This is a genomic window from Devosia sp. WQ 349K1 (assembly GCF_016595685.1).
In the GTDB taxonomy this organism is placed as follows: domain Bacteria; phylum Pseudomonadota; class Alphaproteobacteria; order Rhizobiales; family Devosiaceae; genus Devosia.
The window spans coordinates 32,025-57,117 of sequence record NZ_JAENGO010000007.1; the positions used below are offsets into that span (position 1 = coordinate 32,025).

The 25,093-nt window shown below is 56.1% G+C and carries 24 protein-coding genes and 1 riboswitch; of the genes, 15 read left to right on the forward strand and 9 right to left on the reverse strand.

Going from position 1 to position 25,093, the window contains the following annotated elements; translation table 11 throughout:
- Positions 1-10: 10 nt before the first annotated feature.
- Positions 11-565 carry an NYN domain-containing protein gene (locus tag JHL21_RS14150; RefSeq protein ID WP_169196068.1) on the reverse strand — a complete coding sequence of 185 codons (555 nt, stop codon included), beginning with the start codon at positions 563-565 and terminating at the stop codon, positions 11-13.
- Between the two features lie 202 nt (positions 566-767).
- Here JHL21_RS14150 and rpoZ point away from each other — a divergent pair, with 202 nt between their 5' ends.
- The 10 genes from rpoZ (at position 768) to parC (ending at position 10,728) form a co-directional block, all read left to right on the forward strand.
- Entirely contained in the window at positions 768-1,136 is a 369-nt protein-coding gene (gene rpoZ, locus JHL21_RS14155; RefSeq protein ID WP_169196069.1) for a DNA-directed RNA polymerase subunit omega, read from the forward strand.
- Between the two features lie 119 nt (positions 1,137-1,255).
- Positions 1,256-3,538 (forward strand): bifunctional (p)ppGpp synthetase/guanosine-3',5'-bis(diphosphate) 3'-pyrophosphohydrolase, encoded by a 2,283-nt coding sequence (locus JHL21_RS14160; RefSeq protein ID WP_200214173.1) that lies wholly within the window; start codon positions 1,256-1,258, stop codon positions 3,536-3,538.
- On the forward strand, positions 3,531-4,121 hold the full coding sequence (gene pyrE / locus JHL21_RS14165; protein ID WP_169196071.1) for an orotate phosphoribosyltransferase: 591 nt from the start codon (positions 3,531-3,533) through the stop codon (positions 4,119-4,121). The genes JHL21_RS14160 and pyrE overlap by 8 nt, the downstream gene beginning before the upstream one ends.
- A gap of 70 nt (positions 4,122-4,191) precedes the next feature.
- Complete coding sequence (gene acpS / locus JHL21_RS14170; RefSeq protein WP_169196072.1) at positions 4,192-4,599, forward strand: holo-ACP synthase; 408 nt, start codon at positions 4,192-4,194, stop codon at positions 4,597-4,599.
- A gap of 52 nt (positions 4,600-4,651) precedes the next feature.
- Positions 4,652-5,455: a signal peptidase I gene (gene lepB, locus JHL21_RS14175; RefSeq protein ID WP_169196073.1), complete on the forward strand. Its 804-nt coding sequence runs from the start codon at positions 4,652-4,654 to the stop codon at positions 5,453-5,455.
- On the forward strand, positions 5,455-6,162 hold the full coding sequence (rnc, locus tag JHL21_RS14180; RefSeq protein WP_169196074.1) for a ribonuclease III: 708 nt from the start codon (positions 5,455-5,457) through the stop codon (positions 6,160-6,162). Before lepB ends, rnc begins: the two co-directional genes overlap by 1 nt.
- Positions 6,159-7,082 (forward strand): GTPase Era, encoded by a 924-nt coding sequence (era, locus tag JHL21_RS14185; protein ID WP_169196075.1) that lies wholly within the window; start codon positions 6,159-6,161, stop codon positions 7,080-7,082. Before rnc ends, era begins: the two co-directional genes overlap by 4 nt.
- Before the next feature lie 20 nt (positions 7,083-7,102).
- Positions 7,103-7,807 (forward strand): DNA repair protein RecO, encoded by a 705-nt coding sequence (gene recO, locus JHL21_RS14190; protein WP_169196076.1) that lies wholly within the window; start codon positions 7,103-7,105, stop codon positions 7,805-7,807.
- Positions 7,808-7,868: 61 nt separating this feature from the next.
- Positions 7,869-8,264: a DoxX family protein gene (locus tag JHL21_RS14195; RefSeq protein ID WP_200214174.1), complete on the forward strand. Its 396-nt coding sequence runs from the start codon at positions 7,869-7,871 to the stop codon at positions 8,262-8,264.
- Between the two features lie 166 nt (positions 8,265-8,430).
- Positions 8,431-10,728, forward strand: coding sequence for a DNA topoisomerase IV subunit A (gene parC / locus JHL21_RS14200; protein WP_200214176.1), 2,298 nt, complete (start codon positions 8,431-8,433; stop codon positions 10,726-10,728).
- A gap of 56 nt (positions 10,729-10,784) precedes the next feature.
- Here parC and JHL21_RS14205 read toward each other — a convergent pair whose 3' ends face one another.
- The 5 genes from JHL21_RS14205 to JHL21_RS14225 all read right to left on the reverse strand — a co-directional run bounded on the left by JHL21_RS14205 (position 10,785) and on the right by JHL21_RS14225 (position 16,697).
- Positions 10,785-12,350: a methyl-accepting chemotaxis protein gene (locus tag JHL21_RS14205; protein WP_200214177.1), complete on the reverse strand. Its 1,566-nt coding sequence runs from the start codon at positions 12,348-12,350 to the stop codon at positions 10,785-10,787.
- A gap of 406 nt (positions 12,351-12,756) precedes the next feature.
- A complete protein-coding gene (locus JHL21_RS14210; protein ID WP_200214179.1) occupies positions 12,757-14,274 on the reverse strand; it encodes a hypothetical protein in 1,518 nt (505 codons plus the stop codon).
- Positions 14,275-14,280: 6 nt separating this feature from the next.
- Positions 14,281-15,306 carry a glycosyltransferase family 2 protein gene (locus JHL21_RS14215; RefSeq protein WP_200214180.1) on the reverse strand — a complete coding sequence of 342 codons (1,026 nt, stop codon included), beginning with the start codon at positions 15,304-15,306 and terminating at the stop codon, positions 14,281-14,283.
- 61 nt (positions 15,307-15,367) lie between these two features.
- Positions 15,368-16,123 (reverse strand): arginyltransferase, encoded by a 756-nt coding sequence (locus tag JHL21_RS14220; RefSeq protein WP_200214182.1) that lies wholly within the window; start codon positions 16,121-16,123, stop codon positions 15,368-15,370.
- 61 nt (positions 16,124-16,184) lie between these two features.
- Complete coding sequence (locus tag JHL21_RS14225) at positions 16,185-16,697, reverse strand: RDD family protein (RefSeq protein WP_169196083.1); 513 nt, start codon at positions 16,695-16,697, stop codon at positions 16,185-16,187.
- A 161-nt stretch (positions 16,698-16,858) separates the two neighbouring features.
- Here JHL21_RS14225 and JHL21_RS14230 point away from each other — a divergent pair, with 161 nt between their 5' ends.
- Positions 16,859-17,797 (forward strand): DMT family transporter, encoded by a 939-nt coding sequence (locus tag JHL21_RS14230; RefSeq protein WP_200214183.1) that lies wholly within the window; start codon positions 16,859-16,861, stop codon positions 17,795-17,797.
- Positions 17,798-17,817: 20 nt separating this feature from the next.
- On the opposite strand, the gene JHL21_RS14235 is transcribed toward JHL21_RS14230, so the two are convergent.
- Positions 17,818-19,242, reverse strand: a complete 1,425-nt coding sequence (locus JHL21_RS14235; RefSeq protein WP_200214185.1) for an MFS transporter — start codon at positions 19,240-19,242, stop codon at positions 17,818-17,820.
- A gap of 212 nt (positions 19,243-19,454) precedes the next feature.
- Entirely contained in the window at positions 19,455-20,465 is a 1,011-nt protein-coding gene (gene hemB / locus JHL21_RS14240; protein WP_200214187.1) for a porphobilinogen synthase, read from the reverse strand.
- A gap of 180 nt (positions 20,466-20,645) precedes the next feature.
- On the opposite strand from hemB, the gene JHL21_RS14245 reads away from it, so the two are divergent.
- The 4 genes from JHL21_RS14245 (at position 20,646) to JHL21_RS14260 (ending at position 23,701) form a co-directional block, all read left to right on the forward strand.
- Positions 20,646-21,032, forward strand: coding sequence for a hypothetical protein (locus JHL21_RS14245; RefSeq protein WP_199530646.1), 387 nt, complete (start codon positions 20,646-20,648; stop codon positions 21,030-21,032).
- A gap of 242 nt (positions 21,033-21,274) precedes the next feature.
- Entirely contained in the window at positions 21,275-21,787 is a 513-nt protein-coding gene (locus tag JHL21_RS14250) for a MarR family winged helix-turn-helix transcriptional regulator (protein WP_169196086.1), read from the forward strand.
- A gap of 270 nt (positions 21,788-22,057) precedes the next feature.
- The gene (locus JHL21_RS14255) at positions 22,058-23,296 is read left to right on the forward strand and encodes a murein L,D-transpeptidase (RefSeq protein ID WP_200214189.1); all 1,239 of its coding nucleotides are present in this window, start codon (positions 22,058-22,060) and stop codon (positions 23,294-23,296) included.
- Between the two features lie 192 nt (positions 23,297-23,488).
- Positions 23,489-23,701 (forward strand): hypothetical protein, encoded by a 213-nt coding sequence (locus tag JHL21_RS14260; protein ID WP_200214190.1) that lies wholly within the window; start codon positions 23,489-23,491, stop codon positions 23,699-23,701.
- Positions 23,702-23,708: 7 nt separating this feature from the next.
- Here the strand turns inward: JHL21_RS14260 and JHL21_RS14265 are convergent, their stop codons facing one another.
- Positions 23,709-24,848 carry a DUF6161 domain-containing protein gene (locus JHL21_RS14265; RefSeq protein ID WP_200214192.1) on the reverse strand — a complete coding sequence of 380 codons (1,140 nt, stop codon included), beginning with the start codon at positions 24,846-24,848 and terminating at the stop codon, positions 23,709-23,711.
- Between the two features lie 112 nt (positions 24,849-24,960).
- Positions 24,961-25,043: riboswitch (ZMP/ZTP riboswitch) on the forward strand.
- The last annotated feature ends 50 nt before the right edge of the window (positions 25,044-25,093 follow it).

Sequence of the window (25,093 nt, forward strand, 5' to 3'; positions counted from 1 at the left end):
GGGCTTTTTGTTATTCTTCGTGCGGGCGTGGCGCCTGTGGTGGGCGGCCCACTGTTTTCGCCAAATCAGCCACATCCATAAAGAAGTCGGCCTGACGACGCAGATCGTCCGAAATCATCGGCGTCTGGCTCGATAGGGTCGAGACCACTGTGACACGTTTCCCGCGGCGCTGAAGTGAAGCCACAAGCGCTGTGAAATCACCGTCGCCCGAGAACAAGATCATGTGATCGTAGAATGGAGCTTGCTCTAACGCGTCAACGGTGAGTTCGATGTCCATGCTGCCCTTGACTTTGCGGCGGCCGGTAGCATCTGTGAACTCTTTTGCTGGCTTGGTGACGACGGTGTAGCCGTTGTAATCAAGCCAATCGATGAGCGGGCGAATAGAGGAATATTCCTGATCCTCAATTAGAGCCGTGTAATAGTTTGCGCGCAATAGATAAGCTTTGCCGCTGAACTCAGTAAGTAGCTTGCGATAGTCGATGTCGATACCGACAGCTTTTGATGTGGCATAAAGATTTGCACCGTCAATGAAGAGGGCAATCTTCTCACGTGGATCAATAGCCATTATAAACCCCTCAAAGAGTGCCTAGGACTTGCCTGGCGAAATCAATATACTGTGTGGATAACTTAAGTTCGGTATTCGCACGTTTTTGATCGGCGAGCAACGGTGAGATCGCCGCATCTGGTGTTTTCGCTTCCGCTTGTCAAGCAGCCGCCCTTGGTGTATTCCGGCCCTTCATTCCCTTTAATAAAAAGTGGAGACGTTCGTGGCACGCGTCACCGTTGAAGACTGCATTGAAAAGGTCGAGAATCGCTTCGACCTCGTCCTCATGGCCGCTCACCGCGCGCGCATGATTTCCTCAGGCGCACAGATCACCGTTCCTCGCGATAACGACAAGAATCCTGTCGTTGCATTGCGTGAAATTGGCGACGGCATGATCTCGCCAGACGACCTGCACGAGGATCTGATTCACTCGCTGCAGAAGTATGTTGAAGTCGACGAGCCGGAAGATAGCGCCGCTCCGATGATCGAAAGCGCCGGCGACGACGATTCGATCAACTTCGACACCATTTCGGAAGAAGAACTTCTGCGCGGTATCGAGAGCCTTGCTCCGCCGGAGCGTCGCGACGACTGATCCCGCTTGCGGGCTAGCCAGTTCAAGCTATATCTGGAGCGTCCGGTTTTCGAACTGGGCGCTCTTTTCATTTCTAGTGCAGGCGCTAAGCTCTCCTCCCCAGAGCCGCGGCTACTTTCATGATGCGACAGTATGAGCTCGTCGAACGCGTTCAGGCGTATAACCCTGACGTCGACGAGAATTTGTTGAATAAGGCCTACGTCTACGCCATGCAGAAGCATGGTTCGCAAAAGCGCGCGTCTGGCGACCCCTATTTCCATCATCCGCTAGAAGTCGCCGCAATTCTCACAGAGTTGAAGCTGGACGACGCTTCGGTGGCCGTTGGCCTCCTGCACGACACTATCGAAGACACCGACGCGACACGCGCGGAGATCGATCAACTCTTTGGCGCGGAAATTGCGGCCATTGTCGATGGTTTGACCAAGATTGAGCGCCTCAATCTCGTCTCGCGTGAAGAAGCCCAGGCGGAAAACCTGCGTAAGCTGCTGCTGGCGATTAGCCAGGACGTCCGCGTGTTGCTGGTAAAGCTGGCTGATCGGCTGCACAACATGCGTACGCTCGACTTCATGCGCGAGGACAAGCAGAAGCGCATTGCCCAAGAAACCATGGATATCTACGCGCCTCTCGCGGGGCGTATGGGTATGCAGGATATGCGTAACGAGTTGGAGGATCTCTCGTTCAAGATCCTGCAGCCCGATCATTACGCTGCCATCAAATCCCGCCTCAAGGAACTTGAGGACGAGAACCGCGAGATTATCGCTTCCATTTCCAATGAACTGACCGATCGTCTCGCCGATGCGGGGATCGTGGCGCGGGTAAAGGCGCGGGTGAAGGCCCCGTATTCGATTTTTTCCAAGATCGAACGGAAGTCGATTGCCCTTGAGCAGCTCTCGGACATCATTGGTTTCCGCGTCGTCGTTGGTTCAGTCGAAGAGTGCTATCGGACCATGGGTCTGGTGCACACGACCTGGAAGGTCGTGCCGAACCGGTTCAAGGACTACATCTCTGTTCCGAAGAACAACGACTACCAGTCCATCCACACCACCATTGTTGGGCCGGGCCGGCAGCGTGTTGAGCTGCAAATTCGCACCGAAGAGATGGATCGGATCGCTGAGTTCGGTATCGCGGCTCACGCGCTCTATAAGGACGGTGCTTCCGCGAGCCTATCGCGCATTGAAATGGAATCGGCGGCCTATGGTTCTCTGCGTCAGACAATTAGCCATCTGACCTCGGGTATCCCGACCGAAGAATTCCTCGAATATACCAAGCTGGAGTTGTTCCAGGATCAGGTGTTCTGCTTTACCCCGCGTGGCCGTCTGATTGCTTTGCCTCGCGGCGCCACGCCAATCGATTTCGCTTATGCGTTGCATACCGACATCGGTGATACCTGCGTCGGGGCCAAGATCAACGGGCTTATTCTGCCACTCGTTACCCAGCTCCGGTCGGGCGACGAAGTGGAAATTATGCGCGACCACAATCATCGCCCGCCAAGCAATTGGAGTAGCATTGCTGCGACCGGCAAGGCGCGTGCTGCAATCCGTCGCGCTGTGCGTCAGCAAGCAACCCAGCGTGCCTTGGCGCTTGGCGAGCAAGTGCTGAGCCTGCTGCTCGACCGTGAAGGCGTGATGCTGGAAGACAGCGAAGCGCAGGCATTGGCTGAGGCTTTGAACCAGCCCAATAAGCGTGAATTGCTGATCGCGCTGGGCGAAGGCAAGATTGGCTCGGAAGAGCTGGGCACTGCGCTTGAGCAGGTTAAGGGCATCCGCAAGCGCCGCCGCAAGTTGGAGCTTCCTGTGGCTGATACGGCTGATGGCTGGTTTGCGCTGCGCGCGACCGATCATTTCCGCTTCCGCGTCGCGGGTGGGCACCTCGAAGGTTCCGAAGCTTGGCGTGCGCTCAAGCAGCTCGACTTCCACACCGCTGTTGTGGTGTCGGGGGAGGGGGTTGTTCCGGGGGATCGCCTGATTGGCATTCTGCAGCCCGAAAAACCGCTTATGATCTATCCGGCACATTCCGAAGCGCTCATCGCTATGCATGATAGCGATGTGGCCTGGGTAGATGTGCGCTGGAACATTGCCGCGGACGCACCAGATAAGCTCTACGCGCTGGTGATCTCGATGGAATCGGTCAACCGCCCGGGTTCTCTGGCGCAGATCTCGACCGCCATCGCGTCATGCGATGCGAACATCAATAACCTTGTCATGCGGATGATTTCGCCTGACTTCCACCAGATGATCTTTGAAATCGAGGTGCGCGACCTTGCGCAGCTCACCGATGTTCTGGCAACGCTCAAGCGTAGCCCCGGCCTCTCTGCCGTCCAGAGGGCTGGCCTGCGTGAAGCGGGAATGATCTCTACGCTAGAATGGGACGGCAAAGTCGACAGGAGTGCGCGTGATGAATAGGGATGAAGTTCTGGATATCTTCCGGGAATGCGGTGCGATGCTGGAAGGACACTTCATTCTGTCCTCAGGCCTGCGCTCGCCGGTTTTCCTGCAGAAGGCCAAGGTCTTCCAATACGCGCATCAGACGGAAAAACTCTGCAAGGCTCTGGCCGAACGCATCAAGGCTGAAGTGCCGGGCGTGACCAAGGTCGTGTCGCCAGCAATTGGCGGCATCATTCCAGGTTACGAAACCTCGCGTCACCTCAACCTGCCAGCGCTCTATACAGAACGCGTCGACGGCAAGTTCGAGCTGCGTCGTGGCTTTGAAATCTCGCCTGATGACAAGGTCATCGTGGTGGAGGATATCGTTTCGACTGGTCTTTCGATCCGTGAGTGCGTGGAAGCGCTGCGCGGCATTGGTGCCAATGTGGTGGCTGCTGCGTGCCTGATTGATCGTTCAGGTGGCGAGGCCGATGTTGGCGTGCCGCTGATCTCGTTGATTGAATTTAAGGTCCCTGCCTATCCGGCGGACAATCTCCCGCCAGAATTGGCCGCTATTCCAGCTGTTAAGCCGGGTTCGCGCGGCATTCAGGGCGTAAAATAACCGGACGACGGAACGCTTGTGGCTCGGGCTTCTTGTTCGGGTCACAGGCGATCACACAAAGGGAAAGAGTATGATCATCGGCCTCGGCTCTGACCTTATCGAGATTCACCGCGTGCAGGCGACTTTGGACCGGCACGGCGAGCGGTTCACCAATCGCGTGTTTACAGACATTGAGCGCGCCAAGTCGGACCGTCGGGCTGAACGGGCGGCTTCTTACGCAAAACGCTTTGCGGCGAAAGAAGCCATGTCAAAAGCCTTGGGAACCGGCATCAGTCGTGGCGTTTATTGGCGCGATATGGGCGTCGTGAACCTTCCGAGTGGCAAGCCCACCATGAAGCTCACCAATGGTGCAGCCAAAGCGCTTGCCCGGATGATGCCAGAGGGGCACGAGCCCCACATTCACATAACCATCACCGACGACGCAGGTTTAGCGCAGGCTTTCGTTATCATTGAAGCTCTCCCGGTCGCTCAAGGTTGACCAGAACAGCGCAAACGCCTAACCCTTCGGCAGCGCCTTATCGGATGAAAACATGAACCAGCTTGCGGACAAGCCCCAAAAAACGCTCAAGCCTAAGTCGGCAAAGAACGAATGGCTCGATACCATCATTGTGGTTGTCGAAGCGCTGGCGATTGCGATCTTCCTGCGGTTCTTCCTCTATCAGCCGTTCTCGATCCCGACCGCTTCGATGCAGCAGACGCTGATGATTGGCGACTACTTCGTCGCTAACAAGTTTGTCTGGGGCTACGGCAAGCACTCGTTCTCGCTTGGCCGCTATGGCAATTTCGCAGCGCTCGATTTCGAATTGCCAATCGGCAATCGTATCCTGGGTCGTGATCCAAACCGTGGCGACGTTGCTGTGTTCCGTCCCGTTCCGCAGAACATGGAATACATCAAGCGTATTGTCGGCATGCCGGGCGACCGTATTCAGGTTAAGGAAGGGCGTCTGTACATCAACGGCACCATGGTTGAGCGCGAAGAGATCGGCAAAGCCATGGATACCGACTCCAATTTCGACACCCGCGAAGTCACGGTTTACCGCGAGACTTTCCCGGAAGGCACGAGCCACATCATTCAGGAAATCAGCGACAATCAGCAGCTCGATAACACGCCTGAGTATGTTGTGCCGGCGAACCACTATTTCATGATGGGTGACAACCGTGACCGCTCGGCCGACAGCCGCGTGCTCAGCCAGGTTGGCTATGTCCCATCGGTCAACCTTATCGCAAAGGCGGAAGCACGCTTCTTCTCCATCAAGGACAACCTGCCGCCGTGGCAGATTTGGCAGTGGCCTGCCAATGTCCGTTGGGATCGCATGTTCCAGTCCATTCACTAATGACATCACGTATTAAATCGCGGACCGCGCTGCAGGACCGGCTAGGCTATGATTTTGCCGACCCGGACCTGCTCGAGCGGGCCCTTACCCATTCCAGCGCTTTGTCTCCGGCAAAGCGCATTGACCGTTCTTACCAGCGGTTGGAATTTCTCGGCGACCGTGTGCTCGGGCTCGTCGTCGCTGACATGCTCTATCAACGCTATGAAAAGTCAAACGAAGGCGAGTTGAGCCGTACGCTCAACACGCTCGTGCGCAAGGAAACTTGCGCGGACATCGCGCGTCGTCTTGGCTTAGGCAAAGAGATGGTGCTCGGCGACAGCGAAGCGCGCTCCGGCGGCGCTGAAAAGGACGCAATTCTCGGCGACGTAACGGAAGCCATTATCGGGGCGATCTATCTCGATGGCGGTCTCGACCCAGCTGCACATTTCATCCAGCGCAATTTCGAAGGCGTGTTGGATGGTGGTCAGGCAAACCGTGCTGACGCGAAAACGACCCTGCAAGAATGGGCGCAGGCGCGGGGGCTTGAAGTCCCAGCCTATACGCTTGTCGAGCGCACCGGTCCCGACCACGCCCCAGAATTTACGATCGCCGTTGATCTTTCCGGCTTTGAACGCATTTCAGCTACAGGGCCTTCCAAGAAGATCGCCGAGCATCGCGTCGCCGAACAATTCCTGATCCTGCAGAAGGTCTGGAAGGAAACAAAATGACACAGAATATCGAAATGACCGACACCGCTTGCGGCTTTATTGCGCTGGTTGGCGCGCCCAACGCCGGTAAGTCGACCCTATTGAACTCGCTGGTTGGCACGAAGGTGTCCATCGTGACTCACAAGGCGCAAACCACCCGTAGCCAAGTGCGCGGTGTGCTGACGCTTGAACAGACCCAGCTTGTTTTCGTTGACACGCCCGGTGTGTTCCAGCCAAAGCGCCGTCTTGACCGCGCTATGGTCGATAGCGCCTGGGGCGGGGCAGGTGACGCTGACATCGTCGCCTTCATCGTCGACGCTGAGCGCGGTATCACGAGCGACATCGAAGCGCTCATTGAGGGCTTGAAGAACATCAACCACCCAAAGGTGCTGATCCTCAACAAGATCGACCAGGTACAGCGCGAAAAGCTGTTGCACCTCGCGCATGATCTCAACGAGCATCTTCGCTTTGAAGCAACTTTTATGCTGTCCGCGCTCAAGGGCGACGGCGTCAAGGACTTCATCGATTGGGCTGCAAAGCACGTCCCACCGGGCCCATGGCACTTCCCAGAAGATCACTTGACCGATCTGACCATGGCGATCACTGCGGCGGAAGTGACGCGCGAAAAGCTATTCCTGCGCGTCCATGATGAGATCCCATACAACTCCACGGTCGAAACCGAGAGTTTTAAGATCCAGAAGGATGGCTCCTACAAGATCGATCAGGTGATCTACCTGTCGCGTGAGAGCCATAAGAAGATCGTGCTCGGTGCAGGTGGCCAGACCATCAAGGCCATTGGCGCGGACAGCCGTCGTGAACTGATGGACATGTACGAAGTGCCGATTCATCTCTTCCTCTTCGTCAAGGTCCGCGAGAAGTGGGCTGAAGATCCAGAACGCTATCAGGAAATGGGCCTCGAATTCCCCTCTGATAAGAAGTAGGGCGCTGTCCCGAGCACACGATGGAATGGACCGGTGAAGGCCTGCTGATAGGCGCTAAACGCCAAGGTGAAACCAGCCTCATTGCTGAGGTGATGGTGGCCGGGCGCGGGCGTCAGCTGGGCCTGATCCGGGGAGGGCGGTCGCCAAAACTGGCGGCCGCTTTGCAGCCAGGCAATGTGCTGCAAGTGACATGGCGTTCGCGGCTTGAAAGTCAGCTCGGCTTTTTCACGGTTGAGCTGCTTCATGCCCGCGCTGCCGAGCTAATTGCCGATCGCGATAGGCTCTATCTGGCGCAGACTGTTTTTGAGCATCTCCATCTCCTGCCGGAGCGTGAGGCGGCCGATCGGCTGTTGGGCATGGCCCTGCGTTTGATCGATGCGAAACCCGATGCGATTGCATTGGTGCGGTTTGAGCTCGCGCTGCTGGATGAATTGGGTTTCGGGCTAGATCTCACCCAATGCGGCGCCACTGGGGCTACACACGACCTTACCCACGTTTCTCCTCGAACGGGCAGAGCCGTATGCCGCGAGGCGGCGGAGCCCTATCGTGATAGGCTCCTGAAATTGCCGAGTTTTCTGTTCGAACGTGGGAATGCGTCGCCAGACGACATCCGGGATGCGTTCACATTGACAGAGCATTTTCTCAGGGCCCATTTCTGGTCTACCGGTCAGACCCATGCGCCAGCCACTCGTGCGCCACTCGTTGAAAACCTAACAAAGCATTGATTTACTTGCTGTAAATCTGGCCTTGTTATCCTTGCTCTACAGCTTAGAGCAGGAGGCTCGATTGGTTGGTAAAATCATATACTGGGTCAGCACCGCGATGTTTCTCGCCATTTATCTGGTGAGCACATTTGCCTACATCACTGACACGGCCGGTGCGCAAGCAGGGTATGTTGCGATCGGCTATCCTGCCTATCTCGTGCCGCTGATGATGATTGTGAAGCCGTTAGGCGTTTTGGCCGTTCTGGTTCGTAAGCATGTCTGGCTGGCGCAGCTTGCTTATGCAGGTTTTTTCTACCACCTCCTCATCGCTGCGAGCGCTCATATTTCCGCGGGCATACCCGGTGTTGAAATCGCGGTAGCCCTCTTTGTTTTGATGCTGTTGTCCTATTTCACGCAGAACGTAGCGCGCGCTGAAAAGGCGGCTTATGTGCCTGATTGGTTTAACCGTTTCGCATAACACGCTGTTCTGACTCTTAGATTGACCGCCGCACGGAGTATTCTCTGGGTGGCGGCAAAAGTGCTCTCGGGTCCGGGAAACTGGGCAAAACGAAAGGTGAGTACATGCGCGAAACGTACTTGCGCTGTATTCTGCTCCCGATTCGTTCTCATGGACTGAAGCACTCATGTCAGATGCAGATACCACCCCGCCGCCGGATGACCTCCGGATCGTCGACCTTAAGCAGGCGCTTGAGGAGAGGTATCTAAGCTACGCCCTCTCCACCATTACGCAACGTGCGTTGCCAGACGCGCGTGACGGGCTCAAGCCTGTGCACCGCCGTATTCTGCACGCAATGCGACTGCTGAAGCTCGATCCGAGCCAAGGCTATAAAAAGTCCGCGCGTGTGGTCGGCGACGTGATCGGTAAGTTCCACCCACACGGCGACTCTTCGATTTACGACGCCTTGGTGCGTTTGGCGCAGGACTTCTCGCTGCGCTATCCGCTGGTCGACGGGCAGGGCAACTTCGGTAATATCGACGGCGATAGCGCTGCGGCGATGCGTTATACGGAAAGCCGTATGACCGAGGTTGCTACGCGTCTGCTCGAAGGCATCACCGAAAACGCCATCGATTTTAAGCCAACTTATGACGGCGAAGACGACGAGCCGATCGTGTTGCCGTCGAACTTCCCGAACCTGCTTGCCAACGGTTCCATGGGTATTGCTGTGGGCATGGCGACCTCGGTCCCGCCCCATAATATTGTTGAGCTGTGTAACGCATCGCTCAAGCTCATCCAGAATCCCAACGCGACGGTTGAAGAACTCATCCAGCAAGATCTGTCCGCGCCGCCAAGCATGGATGACCTTGTGCGCGGGCCGGACTATCCCACCGGCGGCCAATTGGTCGAAAGCCGCTCGGCGATTGTTCATGCCTATGAAACCGGGCGTGGCTCGTTTCGTACGCGCGCCACGTGGGACAAGGAAGACAAGGGACGCGGCGTCTATCAGATCGTCGTCACCCAGATTCCTTACGGCGTACAGAAATCGCGCCTCGTCGAGAAAATCGCTGAACTGCTGCTGGCGAAAAAACTGCCGCTGCTTAAGGACGTGCGCGACGAGAGTGCCGACGACATTCGTCTTATCCTCGAACCTAAAAATGGTCAGGTCGACGCTGTCATTCTGATGGAGCAGCTGTTTAAGCTGACCGAACTCGAAGTGCGCTTCGGCCTCAACCTCAATGTGCTTGATCGGGGCACAATGCCCCGCGTGATGAGCCTCGCCGATGCGTTGCGGGCTTGGCTTGAGCATCGCAAAGAAGTTTTGGTTCGCCGCTCGCAGTTCCGCGTTGATCAGATCACCTCCCGTCTTGAGGTGCTTGATGGTTACATCATCGCCTATCTCAACCTCGACGAAGTGATCCGGATCATCCGTGAGGATGACGATCCGAAAGCCAGCTTGATTGAGACGTTCAAACTGACGGACAATCAGGCGGAAGCTATTCTCAACATGCGCCTGCGCTCTTTGCGCAAGCTCGAAGAGATGGAACTGCGGACTGAGCACACGAACCTCTCCGAAGAGCGCACCAAGCTCGAAGCATTGCTGGGGTCTGAAAAGCGTCAGTGGGGCGAAATCGCCAAGCAGGTGGAAGCTCTCAAGAAGTCCTATCCCTTGTTCACCAAGGACGGCGTGCCGCATCCGTTGGGCGCTCGGCGCACTATTCTGGGTGTTGCACCGAAAGCCGACCTCGCGGAGATCACTGAAGCCTTTATCGAACGCGAGCCCATTACCGTGGTGCTCTCCGAAAAGGGCTGGATTCGTGCGCCAAAGGGGCACAACGCCACTGTCGACGATAAGGCGTTCAAGAGCGGCGACCGCTTGCGGCTGTCGTTCAACTGCGAAACCACCGACAAGCTGCTCATGCTGACCACGGATGGTCGTGTTTACACCATTGGTGCGGACAAATTGCCCGGCGGGCGAGGGCAGGGCGAGCCTGTGCGTCTGTTGGTGGATATGGAAGAGGGTGCCGACATCGTCGCGCTGTTTGTCCATAAGCCGGGCCAGAAGCGCATCATCGCCTCGTCGGCAGGGTATGGTTTCATTGTGTCCGAAGATGACATCATCGCCAACACCCGCAAGGGCAAGCAGGTGCTCAATGTCAGTGCACCGGAAGAAGCGAAATTGATCGTACCGAGCGACGGCGACCGGGTGGCGATCATCGGACAAAATCGCAAGCTGCTGGTTTTCCCAATGACACAGCTGGCGCAGATGACGCGCGGCAAGGGTGTTCGGCTCCAGCGCTATAAGGATGGCGGTGTTTCCGACATCAAGACCTTCTTCGCCGCTGACGGCCTCACCTGGCAGGATAGCTCAGGACGGACTTACTCCAAGCCGACCGAGGAGCTGGTGGATTGGGCCGGGGACCGAGCGGCAGCAGGGCGCCAACCCCCAACCGGGTTCCCGAAGAATAACAAGTTTGTTGGCTAATTAGCCCGATCTGAACAAGAGAAAGCCCACCTGACGGTGGGCTTTGTCGTTTCGGATCAGGCTCTTTTTTGACTCAAAGGTCTTATGTGCTGACCAGCTTCGTGCTTGTTGGGCATGGGGTTGATCATGAACACGTCAACGACCTTATCGAGGCGGTGCGCCTGCTCTTCGGTTTGCTCAATCGCAGCATTTGTCTCCTCGACTAGCGCGGCGTTGTGCTGGGTCATTTCATCCATCTCTCGAATGGAGCGGCTAATCTCCTCAATTGCCGCTGCCTGCACTTGACTCTTTTGGGCAATAACCTCGACGAGTTCGTTGGTTTTGCTGGCAGAAGTTTGCATCGCATCGAAGCGAGTGGCAGCCTCGGTAACAAGGCGTCCTCCGTTCCGCACTTCCACCCCCGATTGCTCGATCAGGCCTTTTACCTCACTGGAGGCCTGTGCAGTCGACTGCGCTAGGCGCCGGACTTCAACAGCGACGACAGAGAAGCCGTTTCCGGCTTCTCCCGCCCGCGCTGCTTCGACCGAGGCATTGAGGGCGAGGAGGTTGGTTTGAAATGCAATGTCGTCGATCATGCCGACAATTTTGGCGATTTTTTCGGACGTGTCGGCCAGTTGTTCCATGGCCGTTGTGGCTTCCGACATGGCGAGGCGTCCTTCTTCGGACGTCCGCATCGACAGGTTAGAGGATCCTGCGGCGTCATTAGCGATCTTGGCGTTGTCGAGGACCGCGTCGACAAGCTGGTTCATCCCGGTGGAGGTTCGCTCGATGGTTGCGGCTTGGCGCTGTGTTCGAGCCGAAAGATCGTTTGCACCGGAGAGAAGCTCCGATGTCGCGATTTTGAGCGACGAAGAGGTGTCTCGCAATTGATGGATAATGCCAGAGAGTTTTTCGCCCACAGCGTTGGTGTCGCGCTTAAGCTGGGCCATGCTGGGATCAAGCTCCTGCTCGATCCGCTCCCGCAAGTCACCATCTGCCATTTTTTGAAGGACATTGCCGGTTGCTGTCACAGCATGCAACACCTTGTCGGCGTTTTCCTTGGAAATGGCGGCGGCGTCTTCGGTCATTTTATCGAAATAGACGGTCACGGCCTGATCGACGTCGATGAGAATGGCTTTGAAGACCTGAGTGAGGGCGGCGCCGAGCTCAACAACCTTTTGGTTGGTCTCGGCATTGTCATTGCCGGTTTTCCTGCCAAACAGGCCCTTCGCACTCTTTTGTAGATTATCGGCGATAAACTCTTGAATGACCCCGCTTACAAGGTGGTCGACAATCACGCCGTAGCCGCCGATGTACCAGCGGGGCTCTAGGCCGATACGCGCGTGGCGCAGTCCAATACGGCGGGAGGCTTCGACATACTGCTGGTCGAAGCGGCCTGCGGCGATCTTCTTCCAGTGATCAATTTGGCTACTTTCTGCTCGCCGCATTTGCGCATTGTCGGCAAAGAAGCGATTGACCGCTGGAACTGTCGCGATTTTCTCGTAGAACCGCTCGAGGGCCACAGGCAGGTGACGGTCTAGATAGCCTTGGATGGTTGCGAGCTCCGCGAGAGCTCTTTCATCTAAACCAATGAAGGTGAGACGTTCTTCTAGTTCATTGGCGGAGCTAGCTTGTGCAGACATTTATGACCCCAGTTGATAACGATACAGAGCCCAAAGAGTGGGAATAATAGTTAGGGTGGTCTTTGGTTAGGTTCATGTCTGCGCGCGAGTAGCGGGCGACGCATCTGCGGTGAAACTAACCAGTGTTATTAGTCGCTAGCCCGCACATGCGAAATTGCTGGCCCGCGCAGTGGTTTAATGCGCGAGCTGCAGAATAGTTTCAATTTGATGGAACTTTTTAGCGTGACGCCGCGGGTGTGCCTGTCCGACGCCGTTTTGCGTGTATCCTGGTGCGGGATCACGAGTTTTGTGCGGGCTAAACGGCGATCAACGGCAGTCGCGCATCCCGCTGACAAGAAGCTCTGCAGTTGACGTCACGGAAGGCCGCACAAGTGAAGGCGTGATTTTGGCGCCCTTTCCTTATGCCCTATCGGGCTAAAGTGTAGCATTCGAGGTCGGGTGTTGGGGCGGGTAGCGGAGCCACTCGGTCGTAGCGTGCCAGATGTTCGAGTGCGGGACCCTCGCTATAGGCGCTAATCACTGGTGCGAGGCGTGGATCTTGTTTGAGAAAATCAACAACGGGCCATTGGCCACCGAGCGCGCCAGGGGTGACAAGCAGCACATCCGGCGGATTGCAGAGCAGGTCATTGGCAAGGTCCGATCGGATATCATCAGCAATCGCCTGTAGCTTTGGTGGGAGGTCCTCTCCGCTCCGCAGGGTACTGTTTAACTTCACCAGCATCCAGTGATGGTAGTAGCGAGAGACGTTGATGAGGCCATTCCGTTCGAGAAGGGGCCAAGTTTGAGTTGGGTCAATGAGCACGGTCGCCACTTTTGTGCCGGGCGCTAAGTCGCTGACCAGTGGAGCTGCATACTGTTGGTACGGACGCTCATTCTGAACGAAGGGCGATAAGGCAAATCCGACCATAGCCACCAGTAGGGTGCGCTTGCGCAAAGTGATTGGGCCCTCCCTCAACACGATGTTGAAGAGAACAGCCATCAGCATCGCCGAGGCGACGGGGTCGCCGTGGTAGAGAAAACCCTTAAACTGGACCAGCATGGAGCCGGTAAAGCCAACACCCATAGCGAGAAATGCTTGGGCCGTTGGCGGTATAGACCCCCGAAAACTCCAGAAGTAGAGCGCCACAATCGGCAGCATGAGAGCGGCACGGCTCAGGAAGACTCTGATTTTATGGCCACCGAAATCGCCATAGGCTGCCGTGACGGCAGGAATGATGTCGGTGAAATAGGCAGGTGCAAAGATCGCAATGCTGGCGATGTAAACGACAGCGCCGATGGCAAGACACAGGCATTCGGGGCGGAATGGCTTAAAGCTGCGTCTTTTGTAAATCAGCCAAAGTTCAAGCGCGATTGGGACCAAGGCAATGTGAGGCTTGAGTGCGATCATCAGCGCGGCGAAGGAGCCAATGGCGAGCGCTAGGGCCAATGAAACGGCTTTGCCCTCTGCGCGCCAAGCGATGAGTAGTACATAGGGCGGGAGGGCGATCAGCGCCATGTGATCGCGTTGCCCAAACTCGATGTAGTGTGGGCCAATCATGCAGAACAGCAGCCCGGCTAGGATAAGCGTTTGCCGAGACGGCGACAGGTGGCGCAAGAATATCCAACACAGGGACAGCGACAGAGCGATCTGGAGCATAATGCCCGTGACCATGAGATTGGGCTGGGGCAGGCCTGTGAACGCTGAGAGATAGGCAACCGGCCGCGCCATCCAGAACCAGAGCGGCGGATTGGTCTCGTTGATCCACTCGTAGAGGGGGATGCCAGCGTTCATTTGGCGCGCGATCCACATTTGCCACCAGCTGTCGCTGGAGAGCGGCGCAAATTGAACGAAGATGAGGGCAATAAGCCAGAGGCCGGCAGTTATGGTCGCAGGCGATAGGGCGTGGTTGGCGCGGCTGCGCCATTGTGCGGTATCCAACGTCATATGGTCTCAACGCTGCGCTGCGATTGCGTGGGTCAGCTTTTCTTGAAGGTCGCGCGCGTCCTGCGGCTGAGCGTTTTCCGCGCCTCTGCGGATTTCATTGACGATGTAGAGCGGGCGACGCTTGGCCTCCATATACATGCGCCCGAGATATTCGCCGAAAATGCCCAAGACGAGAAACTGTCCGGACCCGATCACAAGCATGATTGAGGCAAGGCTCGTCCAACCTTCAACGGCGCGGCCGGTGACGAACGACCAGCTGGTATAGAGCAGCATCAGGAGGCCGGCGATGCCCATGAAGAAACCAAGATGGGACGCAAGCCGCAGTGGAACGATAGAGAAGCTGGTTATCCCATCCATGGCCAAGGCGATCATCTTTGGAAAGTTGTATTTGGTTTCGCCAATGAAGCGCTTGTCGCGATCGTAGATGACAGCGTCTTGGCGTAGGCCGACCCAGCTGATCATGCCGCGGACAAAGCGATAGCGCTCCGGCATGGAAAGAACATGGTCTAATGCACGGCGACTGATGAGGCGGAACTCCCCAGCGTCGAGAGGCATGTCAATGTCGACGAGACGACGCCAGAAGCGATAGAAAACATGAGCGGTTGCCAGCTTCATCCGGCCTTCGCCATCGCGGCGGCGGCGTTGGCCATAGGCAACGTCCGCGCCTTGGTCGAGGCGTTCCATAAGTTGGGGCAGTAGTTCTGGGGGGTCCTGCAAATCGGCGTCGAGGATGAGGACGCGCGCGCCGCGCGTTGCCTCTAGCCCGGCGCTGAGCGCGATTTGTTGGCCGTAATTGCGGGCGAGATCGACGACGACCAAGTGGTCATCGGTTGCCGCCAAGCGATAGAGGGTTTCGAGGGTCGCGTCTTTCGAGCCGTCGTTGACCAGAACTATTTCGTAATCGTTCCCGACGGTGGACTGGCAGATAGAGCTTACGCGGCGGTGGAACTCATCAAGTCCACTTTCTTCATTGTAGCACGGCGCGACAACTGAAAGAGTGACTGAATGAATATTGTGAAATTGCCGCTGCACCGTTGCCTCCACCGGTTTTGTGAAGGCATTGTTACGAGTATCTTCCTAATGCGGCGTAAAATTACTGATGAGGAACAGTATTTCCATTGAGGTGAAGAGGCACCCAACCCAGATTGCCCTTTTGAACTTCAAGCGGCTGATAATGCGCTTTGTAAGCCATCTTGGGAGAGCTTTCGACGAAATAGCCGAGGTAGACGTAGTCCAGCGCTGCAGCGCGAACTTGGGCGATATGATCGAGAATGATGAATGTCCCCAAACTCCGATGGCTCATGTCGGGGTCGAAGAAACTATAGACCATCGATAGCCCGTCTGGCAGCACATCAGTAAGCGCAACGGCGATCAAAGGCTGATCGGGATGATTAGCGAGCCGATACTCAACCAGAATGGACTGAACTGGTGTGTCTTCGACCATATATTCGTAATCTTGCCAGTCCATTTGCGTCATGCCACCGGTTTCGTGGCGCGCATGGAGATAGCGCTTGAACAGGTCAAACTGTTCGAGTGTGGCGACGGCCGGACGCACCTTTACGGCGATATCGGCATTCTGGCGCGATGTGCGTCGGAACCGCTTGTTCGGTACAAAGTCTTTGGTGATGATGCGCGCCGATTGGCAGGCGTTACAGCCATCGCATGCGGGGCGGTAAATCAGGTTCTGGCTGCGACGAAAACCGTTGTCGCTGAGCATGTGATGCAATGACGTGGCCCGACGGCCGGAAAGATGCGTGAACAGCTTCCGCTCCATTCGGTCCGGCAAATACGGACACGGCATGGCTGCTGTTAGGAAGAGCTGAGTGGTTTCAGGCGTCTGATCGGTCATCTACATAGCAACTGAGCACAGAACGCATAGGATACTCCTGTGCTCGCTCGGCTGCAATCTCTCAGTACGTATCGTGACCAGTCGTCCGACGCCAATGGCGCACCATAGGAGAACGGCGGACCATCAAGCCACCGACGACCAGATCATGCAACATCTGGCGACGTGGCATGAACAGCGGGAAAAGCACAGCAATTGGCCATGCGATCCAGAATGTCGCCCAGAACAGTGCGGCGTGGAGAATGGCCATCCAGCCATCGAGCGGCTGTCCCCGCGCTGGCGTAAGGACAATATCCATCATCTGCATGCCCCAAGTCGCCCGGCGATGCGAACCCAGTGTCACTGCGTAGTAAATCAGTACAGAGGCCGGGACGACCAACGCCAGTGCGGCCCACGCCAACCCGAAAGTGAAAAAGCCCAAAATCAGGCCCGCGAATCCGAGGATCAGCGTGATGACCCCGATCAACGCAAGGTCGATAAGGTAAGCGACCACGCGACGGGTCAAAACGCCCTCGAAAAGTTCTGGGGCAGTTGTTGGGTTCGGCAGTTCAGGGCGAGCGGCGAAGTCTGGGTTCATGCGTAAAACATGGGAAGTGGGGCCGTGTTTGCAAGTGGCGGGTAAACTAACTTTTCAAGGCAGTTTGAGCCTCGCTCTTGGGCTAGGCTCGACATATGGTCCGCAGAAGTCGATTCAGCGGCATGAGTCGTTACGCTGAAGACCCTAGCCGGTATTGGTCAATGTCCACTTCTTCACCGCCCGCAGAGTTAAGTCACAGGCCTTTGCGTGGGTTTGTGCTCATCGTCGCGGCGACGCTGCTTTTCGCCTATAATGACACCACCAATAAGCTTCTGCTCGAAGACTATAATGTGCCCATGGTTACGGCCCTGCGCTACATCGGGCATTGCTTGCTGATGATGGCCTTGGTCGCGCCCTTCCGTGGCAAAGAGATGGTCAAAACGGTACGTACCGGCTGGGTTTTGGTGCGCGCTGGCAGTCTTGCGCTTGGTTCGCTGCTCGTGAGCCTTGCATTCCAGCGAATGCCGGTGGCGGAAACCACTGCTATTGTCTATCTCGCGCCCGTGCTGGTTGTGGCGCTATCCGGCCCGATTTTGAGCGAAAAAGTTGGCCTAAATGCCTGGGTCGCGGCTGGTATCGGTTTTGCCGGCGTGCTGCTGATCGCGCGGCCGGGCGGCGGGCTGGACCCGTGGGGCGTGATTTTCGTTCTCGGAAACGTCATCGTTTCAGTTTCTTACAACCTGCTCTCGCGCGTGCTGGCCAAGACGGAGCGCACGACAGCCATGCTGTTTTATTCGGCTTTGGTGGGCGCTATTGGTTTCGGCATTTTCCTGCCCTGGACCATGCACGGCGTATCACCGACGCCATTCCAAATGCTGCTGTTCTTTGGCTTGGGCGTTTCAGCGTGGCTGGGACATTATTGCTTTACCCAATCCTATCGCTATGCCCCCGCCGCATTCATCGCGCCGATGAGCTATATGCACCTGCTCTGGGCGGGCATTTTGGGCTGGGTGATTTTCGGCCATGCGCCAGAACCCATCGCCCTAGTTGGCATGGGCCTTGTCGCTGTTGCTGGTGTGGTTAGTGCACTTCGCCCGCGTCGGGGCAAGCGGCCAGCACAATTCGCCTCAGAAGATGGGCTGACCGATAAGGCCGGGTAGGGCGGTTAACCGCCACCGGCTCAAGCCGTTTCGGGCGAATTTGCGGTCTCGGTGTAGCTGGGGATGCGCCTGACGAGCGCCAGTGCTGTGGCGCCACAGATCAGTGCAATACCTGTTGCTGCAATATACAGCGGGACGATGGAGCTCAAAACGCCCTCATTGCTGGTCGCGACGGCATAGCCCGCCATATTTGCTACCACCCCGCCCAGGGCTGCGCCGATGGCATTGCCGGCCGATTGTGTGGTCGGGATGAGCGTAGACGTTTTATCCCGTTCCGCGGCGCTGCTCGACTCGATCAGGCTGATCATGGTGTAGCCTGTGCTTGTGCCAAAGCCCAAGCCGATGAAGATTTGGGCAACGGCCACGATCGGTGGCGAGGTTAGCTGCAGTCCAATCAGAACCGTTATCAGCCCAATCGCGACCAGCAGAGGGCCGATGCAGATGAATATCTTTCTTGTTGAGCGCTTCTTGATATTGGCGACGGCGATAGAAGACGCGCTCCATGCCATCGACATAAACGCTGCAAATGCGCCAGCCAGCGTCGGGCCAAAGTCCCACAGCTGTTGCAGGAGCATGACGACGTAGACCGCTGACATTGTGCCCGCAATTGGCAGAAGGAGAATAGTCCAGAAGCCGGGGCCCAATGTCGTGTTCGACCAGAATGCGCCCTTGGGGGTCATTGGGGTGGGGTGGCGGCGATCAAGCCATATCGCAGCCGTTACGAGGAGTGCTCCCAGCGCCACGAGACCGGCGGCCTCTAACCAAGGCATGACTGCAGCGAGGGCTATCAGCAGGACGCCGACACCAATTCCAAAGAGTCGAATGCCGGGGAACGCCATCTTCTCAGCAGTGCTGCGTGTATTGGGAACGACAGCGAGGACCATCACACAGAAAATCAGCGCCAAGGGCACATTGACCAGGAATGCGGCGCGCCATGAAATGAACTCTGTCAAAGCACCTGCGCCAGCGGGGCCACCAAAGCCAGCAATCGCCCATATCATCGCATGGGTACCGAACACTTTGGGCACCAAGCGATTGGGAAAGAGCTCGGGGATAAGCGCAAAGCACAACGCGGCAACTGCGCCTTCACCCAATCCCTGAATGGCGCGGCCAATGAGAACCTGCGTCATCGAATTGGCAAAACCGGCGATGAGGGTGCCGATGATGAAAACTCCTGCGGTGGCGATAAGAGCCCAACGCGCGCCTAGCTGTTGTTTGACGAGTACGGCCCCAGCGCCACCTACAATGGCAAACACCAAAAATAGTGTCGTCGCCCAAGCGATAACTTCAACACCGTCCAATTCGCGCACTGCAGTCGGCAGGGTCGTCGTGGAGAGGAAGGAGTTGAACGCCAGTAATGCCACGCCAAGGCAAATGATTGCGGTCGCTCTGAGATAGGAGGGGCCGAAGATTTCGGCCCAACGGCCCTCAACACGATCTGACATTTGCGGCTCGTAGTTTTCCAAGTAAAAACTTGGTAAATCGCTTGGGTGCGGAAAGCAAGTGCGTGGTATGGAAGTGGCGCGAAGCGAGCTTTGGCAAAAGGTCTCGCGAAAGCATGGCCTTGGCTCGAAAAGCGGAATCAGACTGAGAGAAGGGCGCACATAAAAATCCCCGCCGGAGCGGGGATTTCAAAGGTACTTTGCTAGGCCGGGCCTTATTTGGCCAGCTTGCGAGCCATTTCGAGGGCATAATAGGTGAGGATGCCATTGGCCCCAGCACGCTTGAAACTCCACAGGCTCTCAAGCACGGCAGCATCGCGATTGATCGCGCCAGCGCGGCCCGCGAACTCGATCATCGCGTATTCGCCACTCACCTGATAGGCGTATATCGGCACGTTGAACGCATCCTTGGCGCGACGGATGACGTCGAGATACGGCAGACCCGGCTTGACCATAATGCTGTCCGCGCCTTCAGCGATGTCCTGCTCGATCTCACGCAGAGCTTCATCGGAATTGGCGTAGTCCATCTGATATGTGCGCTTGTCGCCTTGCAGACGCGAGCCCGAACCAACCGCTTCACGGAAGGGGCCATAAAAGCACGAAGCGTATTTTGCCGAGTAGGACATGATCTGGACCTGATCGAAGCCTTCATCGTCCAGGGCGGAACGGATAGCAGCAACGCGACCGTCCATCATGTCAGATGGCGCAATAATGTCGGCGCCAGCACGCGCCTGAACGATTGCAGACCTGACCATAGCGTCTACGGTTTCGTCGTTTAGGATTGCGCCGTCGCGAACAAGGCCGTCCTGCCCATTTGCCGAGTATTCATCCAAGGCCACGTCGGCAATCAGTCCGATCTCTGGAACGGCGTCCTTAATGGCAGCGAGAACCCGGCACATGAGGTTGTTTGGGTTATAGGCTTCTTCTGCGCTTTCGCTGCGAAGCTCGCCCGGTGTGTTCGGGAAAATAGCAAGGGCAGGGATGCCAGCATCGCGCGCCTGCTTGGCGGCTTCGACCATAAGATCGATAGACAGGCGTTCCACGCCCGGCATCGTCTTGATCTCAGTGCGCTCGTTCTGGCCTTCGATAACAAAGAGCGGCCAAATCAGATCGCGGGGAAGCAGTTCGGTTTCGCGAACCATGTCCCGGCTCCATGCCGATTGGCGGGTGCGTCGCAGGCGACGGCCACCCAGGAAGCTCATGTCATGCTTGGGCCAGTTGCTCATCACTATGCTCCAGAGGAAAATGCTTTGGTGCGCTTATCCTCCCCTTGCGAGGGGCAAACAAGAAAATGCTGAATAAGGCACGCAGTGTTGAAAGGGTTATCCAGTGCTCTTATCAAACCTAAGCAAAAGCTCACAAGGCGCGGCTTGTCCCAATAAAGCGAGCCAGCTATCAATCATGCCATGTTGTTCCCTGCGCCCAATCACGGCCTTTACATTCGCATCGTAGCTCTCTTCACTCTGGCTCTTGGCCTGAGTGATGCTGCGCGTCTCTTGGGCGTGAGCACGGGCGGGGTCAGCCCGATGGAGCATATGGGGGCAACGGCCTTCACCTATCTCGGTGGTTTTTGCATCGCGCGCCTGTTTGCAGCGGTTGGGCTTTGGCTAAAATCCAGTTGGGGCGCGGTGTTAGTTGTCGCGGCGACAGTATTTGAGCTTGCGCTTTACCTTTCCGGTAACCCTGATGTGCGGATGTCGATGGCCGGTTTCTTCGTTCGCATCCTGCTTTTGCTCGCAATTGTGCTGATTTTTGCACTCACTTTGCGATTAAAACGCGCGGCGGCTGACTAAAAACTCCAGCAAAACTTGCCTTTCATTTGCATCAAAGCACGGGTGTGGCGCAATTTTATGTGTTTACACCTGAGAAAGGTTACGAGTTTCTGACTAGGTGTAAGGCTCAATTAAGCTAAATTGTCATTGCATTCCAGTAAGATAGTTTTAAGCCTGTCAGTTAGTTCGATGTTTATGGGAGACGCCTAGTTTCATCCTCACGAGATGCGAAAAATCGCACAAGCAAAACAGTGAGGCACACTATGGCAATCAAATCGAACGCGGCTGAGGCGCTAACCCCTGAACGCTCTAGCGCAGGCCTGAAGCCACTCTACCTCGAAGCAGTATCCCGTGTTGAACGTCTCCACCGTCGTTTGCTCGACCTGATCAAGGATGAGTTCGACCGTATGGGTTGGGACGACATCAACCCGGTTCAGGCGCTGCTGATGTTCAACATCGGTGACGCAGAGCTCACTGCAGGTGAACTGCGCTCTCGCGGTTATTACCTCGGCTCGAACGTCTCCTATAACCTCAAGAAGCTGGTCGAAACTGGCTACATCTTCCAGGAGCGCTCGCGCACTGACCGTCGTTCGGTTCGCATCAAGCTGACCCCTAAGGGTGAAGAAGTGGCGGAAGTGATCGACGAGCTCTATGACCGTCACCTCAAGTCTATCGATAAGGTCGGTGGTCTGGGCGATGACGAGTTCGATGGTCTGAACAAGGCTCTCGCTCGACTTGAACGCTTCTGGGTCGACCAGATCCTCTACAAGCTCTAAACCCGCAACGATTAGAGCGGACACAAATCTTCGGCAGATGGTGGCGTGTGTTGCCTCCGTGCCACGACTCCGAAACAAGCGCCGGCCAGTTGGTCGGCGTTTCTTATTTATGCCGCAAAATTGCGCTTTTCAGTCCGTTACAGGGTTTGAAACCATTGACCGGTAGGTCTATGTCGTTTTCATTCCTGCGTGACTGTTTTGGGGCATCCATCCTTTGATCGTTATGAGGATGGTAGGGGCCTGCGGGCAAAGAATTTTCTGGGTGGCTAGATGCTTTTGAATCGTCGCAAGTTTTTGGGAGGCTGCGCCTATCTTGGGGCAACTCTAACTCTCCCGAGCGCACATGCTCAGGGGTGGTTCGGTGGCAATCGCGTTGTTAAGGTCGATCAGGCCGGCAACACTGCCGCCGCAGAGGCGCTCATTGCGACTCGCGAGCCTATCCTTTCCTTCGACACCCTGTACAATCTGCAGCTGGCGATCTCGCAATACGAGCCTTTCGTCGCCGCTGGTGGTTGGGAAGAGATTCCGCAGCAGGCATTCCGCCTCGCTCTCGGCGCGAATTCTCCGGCCGTCGTTGCTGTGAAGCGCCGTCTGATTTCTTCTGGCGACATGCCATTGGTTGAATACGCGGACGACAGTTTTGATGCCGACACGGATCGCGGCGTGCGTGCTTTCCAAGCGCGCCACGGCCTCGTTGTGAACGGACAGATCGACGAAGCCACCTGGTATGCAATGAATGTGTCTGCAGCGCAGCGCATGCAGCAGCTTTATCTGAACTACACCCGGGTTCAGAACATGGCTGCCAAGCTGAACGCGCGCTATGTCGTCGTGAATATTCCGGCGGCAACCATTGAAGCGGTGAACGAAGGTGCGGTGGAACAACGCCACACCGCCGTCGTCGGTCGTGCCGACCGCGCTACGCCGATCATGGCCTCGAACATTCATCAGGTGAACTTCAACCCATACTGGCATGTGCCTAAGTCATTGATCCGTCAGGATCTGACCAAGTATATGATGGAAAATTCCAACTACCTCGCAGAGCAGAATATTTTCATTTACGACGGCAGCACTAAGATCGATCCGCAGACGATCAACTGGTCCAATATCTCCGATCGTGAAGTGAACTATATGTACCGTCAGGAGCCGGGCGCGGCGAACTCGATGGGTCACTGCAAGATTAATTTCTACAACCCTTACGATTGTTATCTGCACGACACCCCTGGCAAGGAATTGTTCGGCGAGAACGCGCGTTTCCACTCTTCGGGCTGCGTGCGCGTTAACAACGTCAACCAGATGGTCAATTGGCTCCTACGTGACAATGGCGACTGGGATCAGAACAAGGTCGACTCGACCTTTGAAGCGCTGACCCGTCTCGACGTTGAAGTGAAGGCGCGTGTTCCAATCCACACCACCTACATCACCGCTTGGGCCAATCGTCAGGGCACAGTCAGCTTCCGTGATGACGTCTACAAGTTTGACGAACAGGGCAAAGTCAGCTTCCAAGCGTAAACGCTCTGGCTTTACAGGTTTTAAAGGCTCCGCTTCGGCGGGGCCTTTTTGCTATTGGGTGGCCGGCGTGGCGTTGCTCGGGCCAAGACAGGCAAACAAAGCGGGGAAGGGGAGCCTGCTGGTTAGCGCCCCATGTTACGACACTCGTAAATGTGCTAACATGGCGATAGAGCGCTGTTTTTGGAGGCCAATATGGAAGGCGAGGTGTTTTTCGAGTTCGTTCAGCTTGGTCAGCAGATGCGCGTCGCCGCGATTGACGTCGACAGCGGCACTGAGGTGATCGTCATCGCTCCAGTCAATACGGCGCGCGGACATATGCAGCAGCTTGCCCTAGCAAAACTCCGTAAAAAGCTGGCCGAGACCCAACCTACGCCCCCTTCAGGCACATTCGGCAAATACGCCTGAGTTCCTGCTACGGCTTTTTGCCGTTGATGAGATCAAAGACACCCATCGGCGGCCCATCATCCTGAGTGCTTGATGGTGCAGGGCGGAACAGTGCGTTTAGTATTAGTGCTCGTTCCTCTTTTGTAATCTTGCTGTTGGGGTCGTTCACCAAGCCTAGGTAAGTCATCGTCATAACGTGACGATAGCTAGCATCGTCAGCAATCGCTCGGTTCGTGAGAAACAAGCGACTAACCTGTTTGAGTAGCCACGCGTAACCGAGAACCGGAACCAATATCACTGCCATTAAGCCGAAGGGTATTCCGGTGGTTGAGTTGGTCATGGAACTGATCGTTTCCCAAAGCATCGAAGCTGCAAATACGGAAATGCCAATTCCGATTACGACTAATGCTAAGAATACTCCATAAAACCATCGACTTGCTGCGCGTGCATCGTTGGCTTTGTCGGCCCAGAATTTCGCAGGTGCCTCCAAACCAAGCTTCGTGTGGTACACTTCGTGAAGCGCGGAGATTTCGGCTTTTTGCTCGCTAATCCACTTCACTAGTTCGGTTTGCTGTGCGGCTATGCTCGTCGATGCAGCTTTTTTCGTGGCTTCAATGTCGCTTACGAGTTTCCCGAAACGGCTTCCGATGTCCAATAAGTAGAAGTCTTGCTGGTTGAATGCGTTAGGAATTCTGTCGAGAGTGAGGCTGCTGTAGAGTTGGATTTCTACAGCGGTATTGGCGCTAGCGAGTTCGTCTTTTTCGGGTAGCCATTTTTTCGCTGTTAGGGCTTCGAGGGCTAGTAGAATCCCCAAAGGAGCGGCGTAGATAAGTTCCTTAATGGTTTTTCCAAAATGGCCATGAAGTACAGCAATTTGACGAGAGCTTACTAACTCATCTAATATTTTGGGAAGGTCTGTCTCGCGTGCTCCTCCGATAGAGCTGTAAAACCTGTGATAAGCGGAGAAAAGAGTCTCGTACCGGAGGAGAGTATCGTCGGCTAGGGGGGACCTTTGGTGCAATGTGCGGACACGCGCGTGAAGCGCATCCCATAACTCCAGCTCTCGCTCAATCCATTGGCGGGGGGACGTCCAATGTAGAAGGCTGTCGTTCGAGTTATCTGCATGAGGAGGCGGGGCATCCTGGACGTGTTCGGCGTTGTCAGTCATCACTGGTGTGCTCCCTAGTTACTGTCATTTAAGGATCTTCATCGCTGTGGGGCAAGATGCTGCTCTGCACATTCATCCCTCTTCCCCTTCGCCCCGTTTTGCGGCATAAGGCTCTGGTTCGTGCGACTGGCGAGGAAAGATGGGGAACCATCGGGGAGCGCGGACCTTGTTGAGCCGCTCGCCTGGGCACCCATTCGCAAATAGGGGAGCCCTATGGACCCTTTGCACATCGTCCGGCCTTGGAA